18 protein-coding genes and 1 tRNA gene are annotated in these 19,753 nt (G+C 74.3%); 8 read left to right on the top strand and 11 right to left on the bottom strand.

Features of this window, described 5'->3' with window-relative positions:
- Positions 1-101: 101 nt before the first annotated feature.
- The 5 genes from rplL to ACT17Q_RS03865 all read right to left on the bottom strand — a co-directional run bounded on the left by rplL (position 102) and on the right by ACT17Q_RS03865 (position 5,176).
- Positions 102-494: a 50S ribosomal protein L7/L12 gene (rplL, locus tag ACT17Q_RS03885; protein WP_094180762.1), complete on the bottom strand. Its 393-nt coding sequence runs from the start codon at positions 492-494 to the stop codon at positions 102-104.
- A gap of 96 nt (positions 495-590) precedes the next feature.
- Positions 591-1,121 carry a 50S ribosomal protein L10 gene (gene rplJ / locus ACT17Q_RS03880; protein WP_094180763.1) on the bottom strand — a complete coding sequence of 177 codons (531 nt, stop codon included), beginning with the start codon at positions 1,119-1,121 and terminating at the stop codon, positions 591-593.
- A 277-nt stretch (positions 1,122-1,398) separates the two neighbouring features.
- A complete protein-coding gene (locus tag ACT17Q_RS03875) occupies positions 1,399-4,038 on the bottom strand; it encodes a CHAT domain-containing protein (protein WP_094180764.1) in 2,640 nt (879 codons plus the stop codon).
- An 8-nt stretch (positions 4,039-4,046) separates the two neighbouring features.
- On the bottom strand, positions 4,047-4,550 hold the full coding sequence (locus tag ACT17Q_RS03870) for a carboxypeptidase regulatory-like domain-containing protein (RefSeq protein ID WP_444664852.1): 504 nt from the start codon (positions 4,548-4,550) through the stop codon (positions 4,047-4,049).
- Positions 4,547-5,176 carry an RNA polymerase sigma factor gene (locus ACT17Q_RS03865; RefSeq protein WP_232514426.1) on the bottom strand — a complete coding sequence of 210 codons (630 nt, stop codon included), beginning with the start codon at positions 5,174-5,176 and terminating at the stop codon, positions 4,547-4,549. Before ACT17Q_RS03865 ends, ACT17Q_RS03870 begins: the two co-directional genes overlap by 4 nt.
- 366 nt (positions 5,177-5,542) lie before the next feature.
- Between ACT17Q_RS03865 and ACT17Q_RS03860 the strand changes: the two genes are divergently transcribed.
- Positions 5,543-7,525, top strand: a complete 1,983-nt coding sequence (locus tag ACT17Q_RS03860; protein WP_444664850.1) for a peptidase S32 — start codon at positions 5,543-5,545, stop codon at positions 7,523-7,525.
- A gap of 101 nt (positions 7,526-7,626) precedes the next feature.
- Here the strand turns inward: ACT17Q_RS03860 and rplA are convergent, their stop codons facing one another.
- The 5 genes from rplA to ACT17Q_RS03835 form a co-directional block, all read right to left on the bottom strand.
- Positions 7,627-8,343, bottom strand: a complete 717-nt coding sequence (gene rplA, locus ACT17Q_RS03855) for a 50S ribosomal protein L1 (protein WP_094180768.1) — start codon at positions 8,341-8,343, stop codon at positions 7,627-7,629.
- A 73-nt stretch (positions 8,344-8,416) separates the two neighbouring features.
- Entirely contained in the window at positions 8,417-8,848 is a 432-nt protein-coding gene (gene rplK / locus ACT17Q_RS03850; RefSeq protein ID WP_094180769.1) for a 50S ribosomal protein L11, read from the bottom strand.
- Between the two features lie 102 nt (positions 8,849-8,950).
- Positions 8,951-9,748 carry a transcription termination/antitermination protein NusG gene (nusG, locus tag ACT17Q_RS03845; protein WP_444664848.1) on the bottom strand — a complete coding sequence of 266 codons (798 nt, stop codon included), beginning with the start codon at positions 9,746-9,748 and terminating at the stop codon, positions 8,951-8,953.
- A gap of 72 nt (positions 9,749-9,820) precedes the next feature.
- The gene (secE, locus tag ACT17Q_RS03840) at positions 9,821-10,099 is read right to left on the bottom strand and encodes a preprotein translocase subunit SecE (protein WP_094180771.1); all 279 of its coding nucleotides are present in this window, start codon (positions 10,097-10,099) and stop codon (positions 9,821-9,823) included.
- Between the two features lie 70 nt (positions 10,100-10,169).
- Positions 10,170-10,242, bottom strand: a tRNA-Trp gene (locus ACT17Q_RS03835).
- Positions 10,243-10,465: 223 nt separating this feature from the next.
- On the opposite strand from ACT17Q_RS03835, the gene ACT17Q_RS03830 reads away from it, so the two are divergent.
- From ACT17Q_RS03830 to ACT17Q_RS03810, 5 genes are all read left to right on the top strand, one after another.
- Positions 10,466-11,689, top strand: coding sequence for a pyridoxal phosphate-dependent aminotransferase (locus ACT17Q_RS03830; protein ID WP_268533219.1), 1,224 nt, complete (start codon positions 10,466-10,468; stop codon positions 11,687-11,689).
- A gap of 103 nt (positions 11,690-11,792) precedes the next feature.
- The gene (locus tag ACT17Q_RS03825) at positions 11,793-12,683 is read left to right on the top strand and encodes an ABC transporter ATP-binding protein (RefSeq protein WP_094180773.1); all 891 of its coding nucleotides are present in this window, start codon (positions 11,793-11,795) and stop codon (positions 12,681-12,683) included.
- Positions 12,680-13,537 carry an ABC transporter permease gene (locus ACT17Q_RS03820; protein ID WP_094180774.1) on the top strand — a complete coding sequence of 286 codons (858 nt, stop codon included), beginning with the start codon at positions 12,680-12,682 and terminating at the stop codon, positions 13,535-13,537. The genes ACT17Q_RS03825 and ACT17Q_RS03820 overlap by 4 nt, the downstream gene beginning before the upstream one ends.
- 103 nt (positions 13,538-13,640) lie before the next feature.
- A complete protein-coding gene (locus ACT17Q_RS03815; RefSeq protein WP_444664845.1) occupies positions 13,641-14,876 on the top strand; it encodes a sensor histidine kinase in 1,236 nt (411 codons plus the stop codon).
- A complete protein-coding gene (locus ACT17Q_RS03810) occupies positions 14,873-15,529 on the top strand; it encodes a response regulator (RefSeq protein WP_444664843.1) in 657 nt (218 codons plus the stop codon). The genes ACT17Q_RS03815 and ACT17Q_RS03810 overlap by 4 nt, the downstream gene beginning before the upstream one ends.
- A 46-nt stretch (positions 15,530-15,575) precedes the next feature.
- Here the strand turns inward: ACT17Q_RS03810 and ACT17Q_RS03805 are convergent, their stop codons facing one another.
- Complete coding sequence (locus ACT17Q_RS03805) at positions 15,576-17,699, bottom strand: variant leucine-rich repeat-containing protein (RefSeq protein ID WP_444664841.1); 2,124 nt, start codon at positions 17,697-17,699, stop codon at positions 15,576-15,578.
- 133 nt (positions 17,700-17,832) lie between these two features.
- On the opposite strand from ACT17Q_RS03805, the gene ACT17Q_RS03800 reads away from it, so the two are divergent.
- Both ACT17Q_RS03800 and ACT17Q_RS03795 read left to right on the top strand, forming a co-directional pair.
- Positions 17,833-18,900 carry an adenosine deaminase gene (locus ACT17Q_RS03800; RefSeq protein ID WP_444664839.1) on the top strand — a complete coding sequence of 356 codons (1,068 nt, stop codon included), beginning with the start codon at positions 17,833-17,835 and terminating at the stop codon, positions 18,898-18,900.
- 73 nt (positions 18,901-18,973) lie between these two features.
- Positions 18,974-19,750, top strand: a complete 777-nt coding sequence (locus ACT17Q_RS03795; protein ID WP_444664837.1) for an SDR family NAD(P)-dependent oxidoreductase — start codon at positions 18,974-18,976, stop codon at positions 19,748-19,750.
- Positions 19,751-19,753: the final 3 nt, after the last annotated feature.

The following is a 19,753-nucleotide window of genomic DNA, read 5'->3' as shown; positions in this document are numbered from 1 at the left end:
CCGCGGCGTGGCACGACGAAGGCCCGCCGCCCCACGCGGGGGTGACGGGCCTTCGTGCGTGAGCGCCTCCGCTCCGGGGGAACGCCCCGGGCGGAGTCAGATCACTTGAGCTCGACGCTCGCGCCGGCGCCCTCGAGCTGCGCCTTCGCCTTCTCGGCCGTCTCCTTGTTGACGCCCTCGAGAACCGGCTTCGGCGCCTCGTCGACGAGGTCCTTGGCCTCCTTGAGGCCGAGCGACGTGAGCGCACGCACCTCCTTGATGACCTGGATCTTCTTGTCACCGGCGGCGGTCAGGACGACGTCGAACGAGTCCTTCTCCTCCTCGGCCGGGGCGTCGGCGCCCGCACCACCGGCGGCCGGCGCGGCGGCGACGGCGACGGGGGCAGCGGCGGTGACCTCGAAGACCTCCTCGAAGGCCTTCACGAACTCGGACAGCTCGATCAGGGTCAGGCCCTTGAACTGCTCGATGAGCTCCTCGGTGCTGAGCTTCGCCATGAGAGGCGTTCCTTTCTTCGGTGCTCCGCGACGCGACGTGCGTCGGAAGCGGGATGTGGGGTGATGCGCGGAGCGCTGACCAGGCCGGGGCCTGGGTCAGGCGGCCGCACCTTCCGACTCCTGCTTCTGACGCAGGGCATCGATGACACGAGCGGCCTGGGCGGTGTTCGCGGTGAAGACGTAGGCAGCCTGGTAGAGCTTGGCCTTCATCGCGCCGGCCGCCTTGGCCAGCAGGACCTCACGGGACTCGAGGTCCGCGAGCTTGGTGACCTCCGCGGCGGTCAGGGTGCGTCCGTCGAGGACACCACCCTTGATGACCAGCGCGGGGTTCGCCTTGGCGAAGTCACGCAGACCCTTGGCGGCCTCGACCGGGTCGCCGGAGACGAAGGCGATCGCCGACGGGCCCGCGAGCGCGTCGTCGAGGCCCGTCAGGCCGGCTTCCTTGGCCGCGATCGCGGTCAGCGTGTTCTTCACCACGGCGTAGGTTGCGTTGCCGCCGAGCGCGCGACGCAGCGTCTTGAGCTGCGCCACGGTGAGCCCGCGGTACTCGGTCAGCACGGCCGCGTTGGACGCACGGAACTTGTCCGCGATCTCCGCGACGGCGGCTGCCTTGTCCGGCCTCGCCATGGCAATCCTTCCGATGGTGGTGCCGGTCGGTCCCCCAGAACGACGAAGAGCCCCGCGCAGGCGCGGGGCTCGACAGGGCGGGGCGGACGAACCGCACCATCATGTGGAACTCTCACCTGCGCTGGCCTCCGCGAGCTGCGGGACTTCGGTCGCCCCGCGAACGGAGACGACGACCGGCGGTCTTGGGCCCCACGAGACTACGACAGCGACGCCCGTCGACCAAATCCGGCCGCCCTCGCCCCCAGCACGTCGACGACGCACGTCGACGAGGGCCTCGTCACACCGGCGCTCCCAGGCACACGAGCGGCACCAGGCCGCCACCACCGCGGTCGTGGTCCGCGCACGCCTGCGCCACCGCCGCCGCCACGGGCATCCCCGCGCGCATGCGCTCGTGCACGCCCGACATCACGTGCATCGCCGTCTCGTCGGGCAGCGGGGCGATCGCCGCGACCACGCACGGGACGCCCGTGCGCAGCAGCACGCTCGCGAGCCCCAGCGCCTCTCCCCCCGCGCGGATCGTCGCGCGGCCGACCTCGCACGACGACAGCAGGACCAGGTCCGGCACCTGGCCACCCGCGTCCAGCTCGTGCGCGAACAGCGGGCCGTCGGCGAGCCGCAGCGACGAGAACAACGGGTTGTCCGGCTCGTGACGCCCGTGCGCCGCGAGGTGCACCACACCCGGCGACGCGAGCGCCTCGGCCACGTTCGCGACGCTCGCGTCGTCGTCGACCAGCACGCGCGCCCCCGGCCAGAGCGTCGCGACGTGCCGCGCCTCGTCCGCCGCGTGCACCAGGCCCGGCCCCGCCGCCGCGGTCAGCGGCGCCTCCGGCAGACCCGCGCCCGCGTAGCGCATCCAGTGGTGCACCGAGGGCGCGACGACCGTCGGGGCGCCGCGCCGCGACGGCAGCATCGACCACGGCAGCACCCCCAGCCACCCACCCGCGACGACGACGAGCTCGTCAGCACGGTCGAGCACAGGCCGCACGACCGCGTCGAGCCGCTCGAGCGCACCGCGCAGCGAGCGGTCCGCGACCGCCCGCAGCTCCGCGGGCACCAGCGGGTTCGCGACGACCTCCAGGTCCGCGTGCACGCGCCGGACGAGCTCCGCGGCGGGCGCGGCCTCGCCCAGGTCCGCCAGCTCGGCACCCTCGACGCCCATGCTCACCGCGAGCAGGCGGCCCTCGTGGTCGATCACGTCGAGCAGGAGCGTCTGCGGGCGCCGCGCCAGCACCGCACGCACCTCGTGCGCGCGGCCCTCCCGCTCGTCGCGGGCGCTGCGGCCCGGCTCGTGCCACGACCGCGCGAGGATCTCGAGCTTGAGCCGCTGCGCGTCGGCGATCAGCTTGCGGCGCTCCGGGTCCGCGGCGGGCCGACCCGTGACCGGGCGGCTGCCCTCCACGAGCCGGCGCAGCTGCGCCAGCAGCTCGGCCGTGCGCGGGTCGCTCGGCGGGTTGACCCGCGGCGCACCGCCCATCACCGCCCGGACCCGCTCCGCGGACTCGAGCACCCGCTCGGGGTGCCCGGTCGCGAGCGCGAGCCGCATGTCCAGCTCCGCGAGCGCCGTGCCGTGCACCGCGCCGGCCGTGCGCAGGTCCAGCGAGCCGAACCTGCTGCGGTGCATCGCGAGGTCCCGCTGCCCCGCGCGCACGTGGTGCGTGGCCCGGTCCGGGCGGCCCGCCGCCGCCGCGAGCAGCGCCCGGATCCGCCGGCCGTGCAGACGCAAGGTGAGCGGCTCGTCGGCGCGCACCGTCCCCAGACCGTCGAGCACGCGCTCCGGGTCGGGCCCCACGCCGCGGGCCAGGTCCGCCTCGATGCGCAGGTAGGACGCGGCGCGCTGCCACGCGGGCCGGCCCGTCGTCCGGCACAGCTCCTCGACCTCGGCGGCACGGCGCGCCACCCCCGCCCAGCCGCTGCGGGACGCGCGACCGTCCGGCCGACGCGCGAGCACGCCCGCGTCCGCCTGCAGCTCGAGCAGCGACGAGCGCACCACCCACGCCTCGTCGCCCCGCCGCGCGAACCGCCGCCGCGCGCTCGACGCCCACCGCCGCGCCGCGACCGGGTCGCCACGCAGCAGCGCGCACTCCGCGCGGCCCAGCTCGCACTCCGCGACCTCGCGCGGCAGCCGCTCGTCCGCGAACATCTGCGCGGCCTGCGCGAGCGTCGCGTCCGCGACCCCGACCAGGCCGGCCTCCAGCAGCACCTCGCTGCGGTCCCGCAGCGCCGTGGGCCGGACCGGACCCGGCAGGCTGCGCGCCGCCGCCTCCATCGTCGCGAGCGCCTCCGGCAGGCGCCCCTCACGGAAGTGCACGTACCCGAGGTTGTGCTCGGCCTTGAACACGAGGAGGTCGAACCCCGCCGCGCGGGCGCGCACCGCGCACTGCGAGTAGTCCGCGCGCGCGGCCGCGGTGTCCCGGCGCTCGCTGTGCAACGTGCCCCGGTTGAGCAGCGCGCGGCAGCCGTCGACCGGGTCCGCGACGTCGAGCTGCTCGATCGCCGCGTCCAGCGCGACGAGCGCCTCGTCCTGCCGCCCCCCGCGCAGCGCGAGCAGACCGCGCACCCCGGCCGCCGCCGGGACGATCCCCGGCCACGCGTCCGCAGCCCCCGCCGCGACCAGCCCGTCGAGCTGCGCGAGCGCGGCCTGCGGCCCGCCGCGCGTCTCGAACTCGCACTTCGCGAGCTCCATCAGCGCGCGCGCCCGCACCCGCACGCGCACCGGGTCGGTCAGCTCGTCGTCGCCCGCGAGCCGGTCGAGGCGCCCGAGCGCCGCGACCAGCCGGCGCCGCGCCTGGTTCGGGTGGCCCTCGGCGTTGTCCGCCTCGGCCAGGGCGACGTCCACCGCCACCCGCTCGAGCGCGGCGCGGCGGGCGTCGCCGTCCGGCAGCGGCCCGGCGGCAGCCGGACCGGAGCGTTCGGTCATGGTTCCCGCTAGAGCTCGATCTGCGGGGTCACGACCGGCATGGTCGGGTCCGACGGCCGCCGCAGCACGAGTCGCGCCGGGCCGCGGTGCAGGTCGACGAACGCGAACCGGCCGTCCTCGTCCGAGGTCGTCGTCGTGACCCGGCCCGACTGGTGCAGCTCGACGGCGAGCACCCCCGCGGGAGCGGCCCAACCGTCCACGCGGACCAGGTCGCTCTCGTGGTGCACCGAGATCATCACGGTCAGCACGTCCGTCGTGAACGTGATCGTGCCGGCTTCGATGCTCGTCTCGTCGGTCCGCACCGCGAGCGCCGGCTCACCCACGAGGTGCAGCTCCGCGAGCTCCGCGTGCAGCACCTCCATCGTGAGGGCGAGGCCGATGCTGTCGACCAGACCCTCGGGGACCGGGTCGGCAGCCTCCACGAGCGCGGCCAGGCGGCCGAGGATCTCGGTGTCGAGGTCGTCGACGGCGCCCCCGGCGAGCAGGGCGACGGTGACGTCGTCGGGCGTCATGACACGCTCCAGGAAGGGTCGGCGGCGAGGGCGGCGCGCAGCTTGGCGAGGCAGCGTCCCCGCGTGGGTCCGATGCTCCCCACCGGCATCCCCAGCGCCTGGGAGACGACGGCGTAGTCGGGTCGGTCGACCATCGCGACCAGGCCGAGGAGTCGGCGGCACCGCTCGGGCAGGGACCGGACGTTGTCCCACAGGACACGGTCACGCTCGTCGCGCACCGCGCGGGCGTCCGGCAGCTCGTCGGCAGGCGCCGTGAGCCACTCGGTCGCGGCCTCGTCGGAGTCCGTACGCGCCGCCTCCTCACGGGACCGGCGCACGGCCCGCCACGCCGCGCGCTTCGCGGTCACGAGCGTCCACTGCAACGTCGCCCGGGGGTCGCGGATCGTGTCGATCTCGCGCACCAGCGCGAGCCACACGTTCTGCACGATGTCCTGGGCCTGCTCGGTGCCGGCGCCCTGCGCCCGCACCGTGTGCCAGAGCAGCGGCGTCATCACCTGCACGAGCGCCGCGAGCGGCGCAGGGTCTCCGTCGCGGTACGCCAGCACAGCCCGGGCCGCCTGGTCGGCGAGCCCCTCCCCCTGGCCGCGGAGCGCGGTGTCCACCGGCTCCACCAGGTCGTCACTCATCATTGGCCCCTCACTCGACCGGTCCCGTCGGGCGGCCGTCCCACGACACTAGGACGGCCTGGACAAACCCGACAAGCACGTCCGCACGCGGGAAAGCCGGGTCGTCCTCGAGGAGCCCCTCACGCCGCGCCTGATACGCGCGGCCGGGGAGCGGGTGAAGTTCACCCGCCCGGGTGACGGGCGGACTAGCGTTCCTCCCGGGGGGCGCCCGCGCCGGGGAGTGCCGGCGCACGCGACGACGAGGTCCGTGCAGATCAGCACGCGATCGGGCACGCGCGGGACGTATCTGGCCCGCCCCCGCGCGCTCCTGACCGGCGGCCCTCGCAGCCGTGGCCACCGTCACCCGTCATGAGGAGTGTCGCCCCGATGACCGAGCAGGACCCCCGCACCGACTCGACGCCCGAGCCCGGCACCACCGCGGCCCCGCCGTCGAGACCGCTCGACGAGCGCGCCCGGATCCGCCCCACGAAGCGCGGCGTCGAGGACGTCCTGCTCGCCCGCGCCGGCGTGGTCGGCGTCGACATCGCCGAGAAGTGGTCCCAGGGCCGCCCCACCGGGCAGCAGGCGATCGTCGTGCACGTGGAGCGCAAGCGGCCGCTCGACGAGCTGTCCGACGACGAGCGCATCCCCGCGGACGTCGACGGCGTCCCGACCGACGTCGTCTCCGGGCGGGTCTCGCCGCTGTCCGCCACGACCGGCACGGTCGGCACGGGCAGCGCGAGCAGCGGCGCCGCCGCCCACACCCGGCGCGTGCGACCCCTCGCCGGCGGACTGAGCATCGGCCCCGCCGACGCCGTGACCATCCCCGTCGACGGTCGCGCGCAGCTGCGCAGCGTCAACGGCACGCTCGGGGTCGTCGTGCGCGAGCGCCACACGGGCCGCGCGTTCGCCCTCACCAACTGGCACGTCGCCGCGGGCGACGGGCGCGAGGACGTCGGCTCCGCGTGGCTGCAGCCCGCGGTCGCCGACGGCGGACGCGACGGCGCGGACCGGTTCGGCGCGCTCGTGCGGGGCGCCGTCACCGACCGCATGGACGCCGCCGTCGTCGCGCTCGCACCCGGCGCACCGTGGGTCCCGGGCGTCGTCGGGATCGGCGCCGTCACCGGGGCCGGCACCGCCGACGTCGGCTCCACCGTGCGCAAGTCCGGGCGCACCACGGGCCTGACCCTCGGCACCGTGGTGTCCACCGACTACACCACTGCCGTCGACTTCGGCCCCGGCGTCGGCCTGCGCACGCTGCGCGACCAGATCCGCGTCGAGCCCGCCGAGGGCACCGAGCGGTTCTCCGCCGGGGGCGACTCCGGGTCCGTGCTGGTCGACGAGGACGGAGCCGTCGTCGGGCTGCTGTGGGCCGGCGAGGACGACGGGAGCTTCTCCGTGGCCAGCCCGATCGACGTCGTGCTCGACACGCTCGGGGTGTCCGTGGCCGCGGCGGCCCCCACGTGGCGCGACCGGCTGCGGTCCGGGGGCGACGGGCGTGCGGCTGCCCGGACCACCCCGGGTGCCGGCGGCTCCACCGCCGACGACTCCGACGACCGGGACGCGCAGGGGGCGTCCCGGCTCGCCGGGTCGTCGACGCAGCCGTTCACCGAGCCGTTCACCGAGCCGTTCACCGAGCCGTTCACGGAGCCGTTCACGGAGCCCTTCACGGAACCGTTCACCGAGCCGTTCACGGAACCGTTCACCGAGGCACTCGGGACCAACCCGTTCACCGAACCGTTCACCGAACCCTTCACCGAGCCCTTCACGGAGCCCTTCACGGAGCCGTTCACCGAGGCACTCGGCACCAACCCGTTCACCGAACCCTTCACGGAGCCGTTCACCGAACCGTTCACCGAACCCTTCACGGAACCGTTCACCGAGGCACTCGGCACCAACCCGTTCACGGAGCCGTTCACCGAGCCGTTCACCGAGCCGTTCACCGAAGCACTCGGGACCAACCCGTTCACCGAACCCTTCACGGAACCGTTCACCGAGCCCTTCACAGAGCCCTTCACAGAGCCCTTCACCGAGCCGTTCACCGAGGGCTCCGCGGGCACGCGGCAGTCGCGAGCGGCCTACGCGGCAGGGCGCCGGCTCGGGGCGGCACAGGCGCGCGCGGCCTACGCGGCGGGCGTCGGGGCCGGCCGTCGTGCGGCGGCCGCGTCGAGCGGGGCGACGACGAGGCGCGTGGCGCACCAGGCGTACCGCGCCGGGTACGCAGCGGCGTACCGCGCCGCGGCCGCCGCGGCGCTGGCCCGCAAGGCGTACGCCGCAGCACGGCGCAGCGTGGCCCGGTCCGCGTACGTGGCGGGCTTCCGCGCCGGTGTCCGCGCGGCGGAGGGGCCGGGGCGCGGGTCGCGGGGCTGACGGGACGCGACACCCGCCGCGACGACGAAGGGTCCGGCCCCCGCGGGGGCCGGACCCTTCGTGCTGGTGGACCGTCTCGGTCCAGAAGTCTTACCGCGGACTCAGTCCTCGTCCTCGGCGGTCAGGTTCCGGGTCTTGTTCTGGTCGAGCAGGATCCCGGGGCCGTTCGTGGTCGAGATGGTCGCCTTGGTGATGTAGCGGCCCTTCGACGCGGCGGGCTTGAGACGCAGGATCTCGTCGAGCGCCGCGGCGTAGTTCTCGACCAGCGAGACGTCGGAGAACGACGTCTTGCCGATGATGAAGTGCAGGTTGGCGTGACGGTCCACGCGGAACTCGATCTTGCCGCCCTTGATGTCCGCGACGGCCTTGGCCACGTCCATCGTCACGGTGCCGGTCTTCGGGTTCGGCATGAGACCACGCGGGCCCAGGACCTTGCCGAGTCGACCGACCTTGCCCATGAGGTCCGGGGTCGCGACCGCGGCGTCGAAGTCGGTCCAACCGCCGGCGACCTTCTCGATGAGCTCGTCGCCGCCGACCTCGTCCGCACCGGCGGCGCGGGCCTGCTCGGCACGCTCGCCGTTCGCGAACACGATCACGCGGGCGGTCTTACCGGTGCCGTGGGGCAGGTTGACCGTGCCGCGGACCATCTGGTCCGCCTTGCGCGGGTCGACACCGAGACGGAAGACGACCTCGACGGTCGCGTCGAACTTGGAGACGGAGGTCTCCTGCGCCAGACGGACGGCGGCGAGAGGGCTGTAGACCTTGCCTGCCTCGATCTTCTCGACGGCGGCGCGGTACGCCTTGCTGTGCTTGGGCATCTGCTTCTCCTTGGTGAGCAGTCGTGGTCGCACGGGCCGCACAGGGCCCTGCCACTGGGGTGGGGACGAGGGGTCAGCCCTCGACCTTGATACCCATCGACCGGGCGGTGCCGGCGATGATCTTCTCGGCCGCGTCGATGTCGTTCGCGTTGAGGTCCTCGAGCTTGGTGGACGCGATCTCGCGCACCTGCTCGCGGGTCAGCGTGGCGACCTTGACGGTGTGCGGCGTGGGCGAGCCCTTCGCGACACCCGCGGCCTTCTTGATGAGCTCGGCGGCCGGCGGCGTCTTCGTGATGAAGGTGAACGAGCGGTCCTCGTACACCGTGATCTCGACGGGGATGACGTTGCCGCGCTGCGACTCGGTCGCCGCGTTGTACGCCTTGCAGAACTCCATGATGTTCACGCCGTGCTGACCGAGCGCGGGGCCGATCGGCGGGGCGGGCGTAGCCGCACCGGCGTTGATCTGGAGCTTGATGAGGCCGGTGACCTTCTTCTTGGGGGGCATGACGCCACCTCTTTCGTGCTTGTGGGCCGACGCCGTGGGCGATGACCCGGTTGCAGGGCGTACCCGCGGCGCGGGCACGCGACGCCCCGAGGGGCGGTCCGGTCAGATCTTGGCGACCTGGCTGAACGACAGCTCGACCGGGGTCTCCCGGCCGAAGATGGAGACGAGCACCTTGAGCTTCTGCGCCTCGGCGTTGATCTCGGAGATCGTGGCGGGCAGCGTGTCGAAGGGGCCGTCGGTGACCGTGACGGACTCGCCGACCGTGAAGTCGACCTGGATCGCCGCGGCGGCCTTGGCAGCGGCGGCCGGAGCCGTCGGGGCCTTCGTCTCGAGCGTCGGCGCGAGCATCGAGAACACCTCGTCCAGCGTGAGCGGGACGGGCTGGTGCGTGTGGCCGACGAAGCCCGTGACGCCCGGCGTGTGACGCACGGCGCCCCACGACTCGTCGGTCAGGTCCATGCGGACGAGGACGTAGCCGGGGATCCGGACGCGGCGCACGACCTTGCGCTGCGCGTTCTTGATCTCCACGACCTCCTCCATGGGGACCTCCACCTGGTAGATGAAGTCCTCCATGTTGAGGCTCTGCGTGCGGTTCTCGAGGTTCGCCTTCACGCGGTTCTCGTAACCCGCGTAGGAGTGGATGACGAACCAGTCACCGGGCAGGCTGCGCAGGCGCGCCTTGAACGCGGCGACCGGGTCCTCGTCGGGGTCGACCTCGTCGGACGCAGCCTCGTCGGACGCGACCTCGCCGGACGCGACCTCGTCGGACGTGACCTCGTCCGAGACGGCCTCGTCGCTCGGGACCTCGTCCGCGGCCGACGCCTCGACGGCCTCGACCGACTCCACGGCGTCCGAGAGCTCGACGTCGGCCGGGGTGGGCTCAGACGACTCGTGGGACACGTACGAACCTGCTTTCTTCCAGTGCGGAGGTGCGGCTCGACCGAGCCTGGCGGGCCACGTGGGCCGCGGGGGTCAGCCCCCGAAGACCCAGAACGTGACCTTGCCGATGCCCAGGTCGACCACGGTGACGAACGCCATGACGACGGCGACGAACACCAGCACGACCGACGTGTAGGTGATGAGGTCCTGCCGCGTGGGGCGGACCACCTTCTTGAGCTCGGCGACGACCTGGCGCACGAAAAGCGCGATGCGCGCGAACAAGCCGCGGCGCTCGCCGGACGGGGCCTGCGGCGCGGACTTGCGCGCCGAGCCCTCGGCGCCGGACGCCGCGGAGGCTGCGGTTTCGCTCACGTGTCGGCCTCTGCTGTCTCGTCGATGCTCGGACTGTCCCGCTGCACGAGGGTGCAGACAGGAGATTGCGCAGGGCAGACAGGACTCGAACCTGCAACCTGCGGTTTTGGAGACCGCTGCGCTACCAATTGCGCCACTGCCCTACGACGGCCTCGGTCCAGGACGACGAGGGCCTCACGCGCTCGGGAGCGAGCTCCCGGGTGCCGTGCGGGCACAGGTCATCTTGGCGAACGTCAACCGCCGGTGGACAACCATACGGGACGGAGCGCCCCGGGTCGAACCGCCCTCTCCACCGACGCCCGCGGGACCGATCCGCGCACCGGGACACCCACGCGCCGGGCACGTGACCTCTGCCACTATGACCCGGTGAGCCAGCAGACGTCGCAGCCCCGTTCCCGTGTCTCGAAGCGCCTCGCCGCGATCGCGCCGTCGGCGACGCTCGCGGTCGACGCCAAGGCGAAGGCCCTCAAGGCCGCCGGCCGGCCCGTCATCGGGTTCGGTGCGGGCGAGCCGGACTTCCCGACGCCGAGCGCGATCGTCGACGCCGCGGTGGCCGCGGTGCGCGACCCCGCGAACCACCGGTACACGCCCGCCGCCGGCCTGCCCGCGCTGCGCGAGGCGATCGCCGCGAAGACGCTGCGCGACTCCGGGTACGACGTGGACCCGGCCGCCGTGCTGGTGACCAACGGCGGCAAGCAGGCCGTGTTCCAGGCGTTCGCGTCGGTCGTCGACCCGGGCGACGAGGTGCTGCTGCCCGCGCCGTACTGGACGACCTACCCCGAGGCGATCCGGCTCGCGGGCGGCGTGCCCGTCGAGGTGTTCGCCGGTGCCGACCAGGGCTACCTCGTGACGGTCGAGCAGCTCGAGGCCGCGCGGACCGAGCGCACCAAGGTGCTGCTGTTCTGCTCGCCGTCCAACCCGACGGGTGCGGTGTACTCCCCCGAGCAGACCGCCGAGATCGGCCGCTGGGCGCTCGAGCACGGGATCTGGGTTGTCACCGACGAGATCTACGAGCACCTGACCTACGACCACGCCGTGTTCACGCCGATCCAGCGCGTCGTGCCGGAGCTCGCCGACACGTGCATCGTGCTCAACGGCGTCGCCAAGACGTACGCGATGACGGGCTGGCGCGTCGGCTGGATGATCGGCCCGTCCGACGTGATCAAGGCGGCGACGAACTTCCAGAGCCACCTCACGTCGAACGTCGCGAACGTCTCGCAGCGGGCCGCGATCGCGGCGCTCACCGGTGACCTCACGGCGGTCGAGGCGATGCGCGCGGCGTTCGACCGCCGGCGACGGACCATGGTCGAGATGCTCTCGGCGATCGACGGCGTCGTCGTCCCGGTGCCGCAGGGTGCGTTCTACGCGTACCCCTCGGTCGAGGGCGTGCTGGGGCGCTCGATCCGCGGTGTGACCCCGACGACCTCCGCCGAGCTCGCGGCGCTCATCCTCGAGCAGGTCGAGGTCGCGGTCGTGCCCGGTGAGGCGTTCGGCCCGTCGGGCTACCTGCGCCTGTCGTACGCGCTGGGCGACGACGACCTGGTCGAGGGCGTCTCGCGCATCCAGTCCCTGCTGGCCGAGGCGCGCTGACCTCGCCGGACGAGGGATGACCCCGGGGTCCACCGATCGGTGGACCCCGGGTCCCGTCCGACGGTGCTGTCGCGCGCATGCACGACGGGGCCAGTCTGGGGGCATGACATCAGCACCAGCGGTCGAGGTCAGCGCGCTGCGCAAGGCCTACGGCGAGAAGCAGGCGGTCGACGGGCTGGACCTCGTCGTCGCCCGGGGTGAGATCGTCGCGGTGCTCGGGCCCAACGGCGCGGGCAAGACGACCACCGTGGAGATCCTCGAGGGGTTCCGCGAGCGCGACGGCGGGGACGTGCGCGTGCTCGGCGAGGATCCGGCCCGGGCGGGCCGCGCGTGGCGCTCCCGCCTCGGTGTCGTGCTGCAGAGCACCGACGACCTCGCGGAGGCGACCGTCGGCGAGCTCGTGCGCCACTTCGCCCGCTTCTACCCGCAGGCGCGGGATGCCGACGAGGTCATCGACGCGGTCGGGCTGCGCGAGAAGGTCCGCACGCGGGCCCGGCAGCTGTCCGGCGGGCAGCGCCGACGCCTCGACGTCGCGCTCGGCATCGTCGGGCGGCCCGAGCTGGTGTTCCTCGACGAGCCGACCACGGGGTTCGACCCGCAGGCCCGCCGCGACTTCTGGGACCTCGTCGCGGGGCTGCGCGAGGACGGCACGACGATCCTGCTCACGACGCACTACCTCGAGGAGGCCGAGCACCTGGCGGACCGCGTGGTCGTCGTGAACGCCGGCCGGGTGGTCGCGCAGGGTGCGCCCGCCGACCTGGGCGGGCGCACCGCACGCCAGGCGCTCGTGCGCTGGACCACGCCGGACGGCCCGCGCGAGGAGCGGACGGACACGCCGACCGCGCTCGTGCGCGACCTCGCCGGACGGTACGGCGAGGTGCCCGGGCTGCAGGTGCTGCGGCCCACGCTCGAGGACGTCTACCTGTCCCTGATCGGCGACGCGTCCGCGACGACGCCCGCCGCCCCCGTCGAGCCCGTGGAGGTGGCGCGATGAGCACGACCCACGCCGGGAGCACCCCGCGCACCCGCGCCGCGGTGCCGGGCACGCTCGCGCTCGGCCTGGCCCGCACGGGCTACGAGCTGCGCAGCTTCTTCCGCGAGCGCGACGCGGTCATCTTCATCTTCGCCTACCCCGTGATCATGCTCGCGATCTTCGCGACGGTGTTCGGGCAGGACGACGCCAGCATCGAGCTGCCCAGCGGGCAGGTGCCGTTCGCGCAGTACTTCCTGCCCGGGATGGTCGCCACGGGCGTCATGCTCACGAGCTTCCAGAACCTCGCGATCTCGATCGCGGTCGAGCGCGACGAGGGCGGGCTCAAGCGTCTGCGCGCCACTCCCCTGCCCGCCACGGCGTACTTCCTGGGCAAGATCGGGCAGGTCCTGGTCAACTGCACGCTGCAGATCGCCGTGCTGCTCGCCGTGGCCGCGGTGGTGTTCGACGTCCCCATGCCGCAGGACGCGGCCCACTGGGCCACGTTCGTGTGGGTCCTGCTGCTCGGCACCGCCAGCGGCGCGATCTGCGGCGTCGCGTTCTCCTCGCTGCCGCGCAGCGGCCGGTCCGCGAGCGCCGTGGTCACCCCCGTGGTGCTGGTCCTGCAGTTCATCTCCGGGGTGTTCTTCCAGTTCGACCAGCTCCCGTCGTGGATGCAGCAGGTCGCCTCCGTGTTCCCCCTGAAGTGGATGGCCCAGGGCATGCGCTCGGTGTTCCTGCCCGACGAGGCGGCGCAGCTCGAGGTGTCCGGGTCGTGGCAGCACGGGGCGATCGCGGCGGTCCTGCTGGCGTGGCTCGTCGTCGGGCTCGTCGTCGGCGTGCGCACGTTCCGGTGGCGCCGCCGGGACGACGGCTGACGCCGGGCGCATGGGTGCGCACCACGCGCGGACGGGCGGTGCCGGCGACGCGCCGGACCGCCCGTCGGCGCCCCGCCCCGCCGACCTGGCAGGCTTGCGCGACGTGGACGACCGCCGGGTGAGCCACCGCGACGAGTTCTGGCGCCGCTCGATGCGGGCGTGGGACGTCGCGTTCTGGATCATGGTCACGATCAGCGCGGCGTTCGCCGTGCCCGGCGCCCCGAGCGTCGCACGGGCGCTCGGCACGCTCGCCGGCTTCGTCGTCATGGCGCTCGCGTACTACGGGCTCGGCCGACGCGGGGCGCGCCGCGGCGACGCGCGGCTGACGCAGGCGTACCTCGTCGTGGTCGTCCTGGTCATGACGTACGAGACCTGGGCCGCCGAGCTCGGCATCGTGCTGCTGTTCGTCGCGTACTCCCACATCTGGTTCTTCGCGCTGTCGCGCCTGCAGGGCGTGGCGTGGACCGTGCTGCTCACCACGGGCGTCGTGGTCGCCACCGCGCTGCGGGTGCGCGCCGATCCGGTGGACCTGCCGTCCATCGCCGGTCAGGCGACGCTCGGCATGGTGTTCTCGATCGGCCTGGGCCTGTGGGTCACGTACGTCGCCGAGCAGAGCGAGGAGCGCGGCGCGCTGCTCGACGACCTGCGCGCCACGCAGGCCGCGCTCGCCGCGAGCCACCACGAGCAGGGCGTGCACGCGGAGCGCGCTCGCCTCGCGCAGGAGATCCACGACACGCTCGCGCAGGGGTTCACGAGCGTCGTGATGCTCGCGCAGACCGCGTCGGCCGAGCTCGACGCGGTCGCCGACGCGGGACCCGGCGCGGGCGGTGCCGAGCGCGTGCGCGAGCGGCTCACGCAGATCGAGTCGGTCGCGGGCGACAACCTGGCCGAGGCCCGCGCGCTCGTCGCGGCGTTCGCACCGCCCGCGCTCGACGACGGCCTCGCGGCCGCGCTGCACCGGCTGGGCGACCAGCTGCACGCGCAGACGGGCCTGGACGTGCGCGTCGAGACGCAGGACGTCGGCGAGCTGACGCAAGAGACCGCCGTGACGCTGCTGCGCGCCGCGCAGGAGTCGCTGGCGAACGTGCGTCGGCACGCGGACGCCGCCGGCGTGACGGTCCGGCTGCGACGCTCGGGCGAGCTCGTGGAGCTGGAGGTCGCCGACGACGGCCGCGGCGTGCGCGACGACGACCGCGAGGGCAACGGGGTGCGCGGCATGCGCGAGCGCGCGCGCTCCGCCGGCGGCGACCTCCGGCTGACCGGGACGCCCGGTGCGGGCACGCGCGTCGTGCTGCGCCTGCCGTCGGCACCGGACGTGCGCACGGAGGCGATCGCATGAGCACGACGTCCGACGAGGCCGCGGGAACGGTCCTCCGGGTCCTCGTCGCGGACGACCACCCGGTGGTGCGCTCGGGCATCGCGGGGCTGCTGGGGGTCGAGCCCGACATCGACGTCGTCGGCGAGGCGGCCGACGGCGAGGAGGCGCTCGCGCTCGCGCACGCGCTGCACCCGGACCTGGTGCTCATGGACCTGCGGATGCCGCGGCTCGACGGTGCGGGCGCGACCGCGCGGGTCGTCGCCGAGCTCCCGGGCACGCACGTGCTCGTGCTGACGACCTACGAGACCGACGCCGACATCCTGCGTGCCGTCGAGGCCGGCGCCACCGGGTACCTGCTCAAGGACACCCCGCGCGCCGAGCTGGTCGCGGGCGTGCGGGCCGCCGCGCGGGGCGAGGCGGCGCTCTCGCCGTCGGTCGCGCGGCGGCTCGTGCAGCAGGTGCGCGGCACGGGCGAGCGCCTCACGGCACGCGAGACGCAGGTGCTCGCCGCCGTCGCGCGCGGGCTGTCGAACGCCGCCGTCGGAGCCGAGCTGTTCATCTCCGAGGCGACCGTCAAGACGCACCTGCTGCGGGTGTTCGCCAAGCTCGGCGTCGACGACCGCACGCACGCCGTCACGGTCGCGATGTCCCGCGGCATCCTGCCGTCCGCCTGACCGAGGTCACGCGGACGGCAGGCACCGCAGTCGCAGGCACCGGACGTCAGCCGCAGGCGCCCTCGACCGCACCGCCCTGCGGGGTGTACGACCACTGCGCACCACCGTCGAGCTCGAGCCCCACGCAGAAGTCCGTGCCGTCGTTCGAGCCCGGGTCGAACGTCACGCGCTCGGCGCCCGAGGTCACCTCCGAGACGTCCTTCGAGCCGTCGCCCGTCGTCAGGACGTACCGGCCACCCTCGATGGACAGCGCGTTCGGCGTGAGCGGGCTCGCCGACGGGTCGACGTAGTACACCGAGACCTCGATGCCGAGCGAGTAGAGGTCGCTCTGCGCGGCCCAGGACGCCTCGTCCCAGTCCCAGGTCTCCTCGCCGTCGCCGGAGCCGGGGTCGGTGCCGTCGCCGGAGCCGCCGCCCACGTCGATGTCGCCGTCCTCCTCCTCGTACGTCCACTCGTCGTCGAGCGAGCCGCCCAGGTCGTCGAGGCCCTCGAGCTCGGGCACCGTGGCCAGACCGCCGAGCCCTCCGAGCGCCCCCATGCCGAGGCTCGAGGACAGGTCCCCGAAGTTCTCCTCGAGCCACTGCTGGTCCTCGAGCTTGCCGTCCTTCTGCAGGCGCACCAGGTTCTCGAGCATCGTGCCGTAGGCGTGCGCGAACGTCGCGAGGACGGACACGCGGTACCCGCCGTCCTCCTCGACCGCGACGAGGCCGAGGTCCTCCAGGCCCAGCTCGACGAGTCCCTGGTTGTCGGCGATGCAGCGCTTCTCGCCGTCGGCGTCGCCCCCGGTCGTCGTGGCGCACGTGCCCTCGACGACGACGGTCTCACCGTCGCCCGAGAGCGCGACCCGCCGGGGCTGCAGGAGCTGGCGACCCGAGCCGAGGTCGCGCGAGTCGAACGACGCCTCGTCGACCGTCACCACGGTGTCGGACGCCGACAGCTCACCGACCCACTGGGAGACGTACACGTCCATGAACCGGCGCTCGCCCTCCGCGAGCGTGCCGGACAGCGTGTCCATGTCGCCCGAGCTGATCCCGGCGAGCGCCTCGGTGAACGCGACACCCGCGTCCTTGGCCGAGGTCGGCGCGGCAGCGTCGTCGGACGGCATCGCGCCGCGCGTGCCGCCCTGCGCGACCGTGACGTACTCGCCGATCGTCATGAGCGGGCTGACGTACCAGTCACCGCCCTCCTCGACCGCCATCAGGAACGGCAGCTGCTCCTCGCCCTGGGCGTCCCACGTCAGCTCGGCGGCGTCGAGCGACCACGGCAGCGCGTCGTCGATCTGCTGCACCGCCTCGTCGCGCTCGCCGCCCGTCGGCACCGGCTGGCCGTACGCCTCGAGCACCGGCGTGAGCGCCTCGATCGCGAGGTCCGTGAGCTCCGCCGCGTCGGCGTCGACCGTGAGCGTGCCGCCCGCGATCGAGACCTTCGCGAGGCCCTCGTCGACCTCCTCGACCTGGAGGTCCAGGCCCTCGATGTCGATCGCGAGCGCGTCCAGCGCGGCGCGCAGCTTCTCCGGGTCGACCGACCTGCCGTCGCCGGCCAGGTCGTCGAGCCCGTCGACGCCGTCGAACGCGTCGCGGAACGAGCCGACCTCCGACGGCGAGAGGACGCCGTACACGGCGACGCCGTCCTTGTCCGCGACGCCCTCGACGAGCTGCGTCACGGCTGCCTCGGGCGACGCGGCGCCGCCCAGCTTGCTCAGCACCGTCGCCCAGGCGGCGTAGCCACCGGCGCCGACGACCGCGACCGCCGCGACGGCCACCCCGACCCACAGGCCCGTGCGGCGTCGGCGCGGCTGTGCGCCGACCGGGGCGAACTCCGCGCCGGGCGCGTCGACGCCGTCCTGCGGGACGACGGGGGCGACCGGACCGGTGGGGCTCGGGAAGGCGTCCGGCGTGGTCGGCTGCACGGCCGGCTGCACGGTGGGCTGCACGGTGGGCTGGGCGGCCTGCTGCGGAGCGGCCTGCTGCGGGGCCGCGCCGCGCGCCGCGACCGCGGCGGCGACCGCCGGGTCGCCCTGCGCCGCGAGCCAGCCGAGCAGCTCGGGGTAGGCGGCGGGGTGCGCGGCGATCCGCGCGCGCAGGTCGGGTCGCTCGGCTGCGAGCCGCGCGAGCTCGGCGGGCGACGTCGACGGGTCGTCGAGAGCGGCGGCTGTCGGGTCGTGGGTCATGGCTCCCCCTGTCGGGCTCATGCGCCGCCGGCGGGCGACGAACAGGCAACTGTAGGGGGGACGAACCGGGCGCCGGGAGCGCTTTGACCCGCTCGCGCCGGAATTCACCTGGCAGGGTGGCAGACTGACCGCCGTGCGCGACCTGGCCCGGCTCCCCAAGGCGCACCTGCACCTGCACTTCACGGGCTCGATGCGGGTGAGCACGCTCGGCGAGCTCGCCGAGCAGCACGGCATCCGCCTGCCGGGCGCGCTGCTCGACTCCGACCCGCTGCACGTGCCGGCGACCGAGCGCGGCTGGTTCCGGTTCCAGCGCCTGTACGACGCGGCGCGCGCGTGCGTGCGCGGCGAGGCCGACATGCGGCGCGTGATCGCGGAGGCGGTCGCCGACGACGCTGCCGAGGGGTCGGGGCGACTCGAGATCCAGGTCGACCCGACGTCGTACGCGCCGTTCGTCGGCGGCATCACCCCCGCGCTCGAGATCGTGCTCGACGAGGCGCGCGCCGCGAGCGTGCGGCACGCCGTGTCCGTCGGCGTCGTCGTCGCCGCGTCCCGCATGCGGCACCCGCTCGAGGCCCGCACGCTCGCCCGGCTCGCCGCGCGGTACGCGGGCGACGGCTCGGGTGACGTGATCGGGTTCGGCCTGTCGAACGACGAGCGTCGCGGCGACACCGCCGAGTTCGCCGCGGCGTTCGCGATCGCGCGCCGCGCCGGGCTGGCCGCCGTGCCGCACGGCGGCGAGCTGCTGGGCCCCGCGCACGTGCACGACGTGGTGACGCACCTGCACCCGGACCGGCTGGGGCACGGGGTGCGCACGGGCGAGGACCCGCGCCTCCTGCACGACGTCGTCGAGCGCGGCATCGCGCTCGAGGTCTGTCCCGCGTCGAACGTGTCGCTCGGCGTCTACCCCGACGCGGGTGCGGTGCCGTTGGGCGCGCTCGTCGACGCGGGCGCGCAGGTGGCGCTCGGGGCGGACGACCCGCTGCTGTTCCGGTCGCGTCTCGTCGCGCAGTACGAGGTCGCGCGGGACGTGCACGGGTTCGACGACGACGCCCTCGCGGACCTGGCGCGCGCGTCGATCCGCGCGAGCCGCGCCGAGGACGCCACCCGGGTGCGCCTGCTCGCGGGCGTGGACGCGTGGCTCGCCGCGCCCGCACCCGACCCGGTCCTGACGGCCCCGGGCGGCGCGGACCGGACCCCCTGACCGTCCCGCTGCACCGCCCCGCCCGAGCCCGCGGCCGGTCCACCACCGCCCGCATCGTCCCCGAGAGGTCCTCATGTCACTCGTCCTGGTCACCGGCTCCACCGACGGCATCGGTCTCGAGACCGCCCGCCGCCTCCTCGACGCGGGCCACCAGGTCGTCGCGCACGCCCGCGACGCGCAGCGTGCCGCGCACGTGCGTGCCGTCCTCCCGGCCCTGCGCGACGTCGTCGTCGGCGACCTCACCTCGCTCGCGCAGACACGGGCTCTCGCGGACGCCGCGACGTCCGCCGCCGGGGGCGCGTACGACGCGGTGATCCACAACGCCGGTGTGGGCGGCGGTGCGCCGCGGACCCCGACCGCCGACGGCCTCGAGCGGATCGTCCAGGTGAACACGGTCGCGCCGTACGTCCTGACCGCGCTCATGCCCCGCCCGGGCCGCCTCGTGTACCTGACGTCCGGGCTCGAGTCGGACGGCCGCGCCGTGCTCGACGACCTGCTGTGGGAGTCGCGCCCGTGGGACGGCATGCAGGCGTACTCGGACTCGAAGCTCTACGACGTGATGCTCGCGTTCGCCGTCGCGCGCCTGTGGCCGGACGTCCTGTCGACCGCGGTGGACCCGGGCTGGATCAAGACCGAGCTGGGCGGCCCGGACGCGTGGGACGAGGTCGGGGACGGCGCCGCGACCCAGGTGTGGCTCGCGACCGCCGACGACGACGCCGCGCGCGTCACGGGCCGCTACCTCAAGCGGTTCGCCGTGCTCGACGCGAACCCGCAGGCCTCCGACGTCACGCTGCAGGACGAGCTGCTCGACCGGCTCGCCGCGCTCACCGGCGTCGTGCTCCCGCGCTGACGC

Origin of the sequence: Cellulomonas sp. CW35, from assembly GCF_052378485.1 — a bacterium.
GTDB lineage: Bacteria > Actinomycetota > Actinomycetes > Actinomycetales > Cellulomonadaceae > Cellulomonas > Cellulomonas uda.
This window is presented reverse-complemented; position numbering and strand designations above follow the sequence as displayed.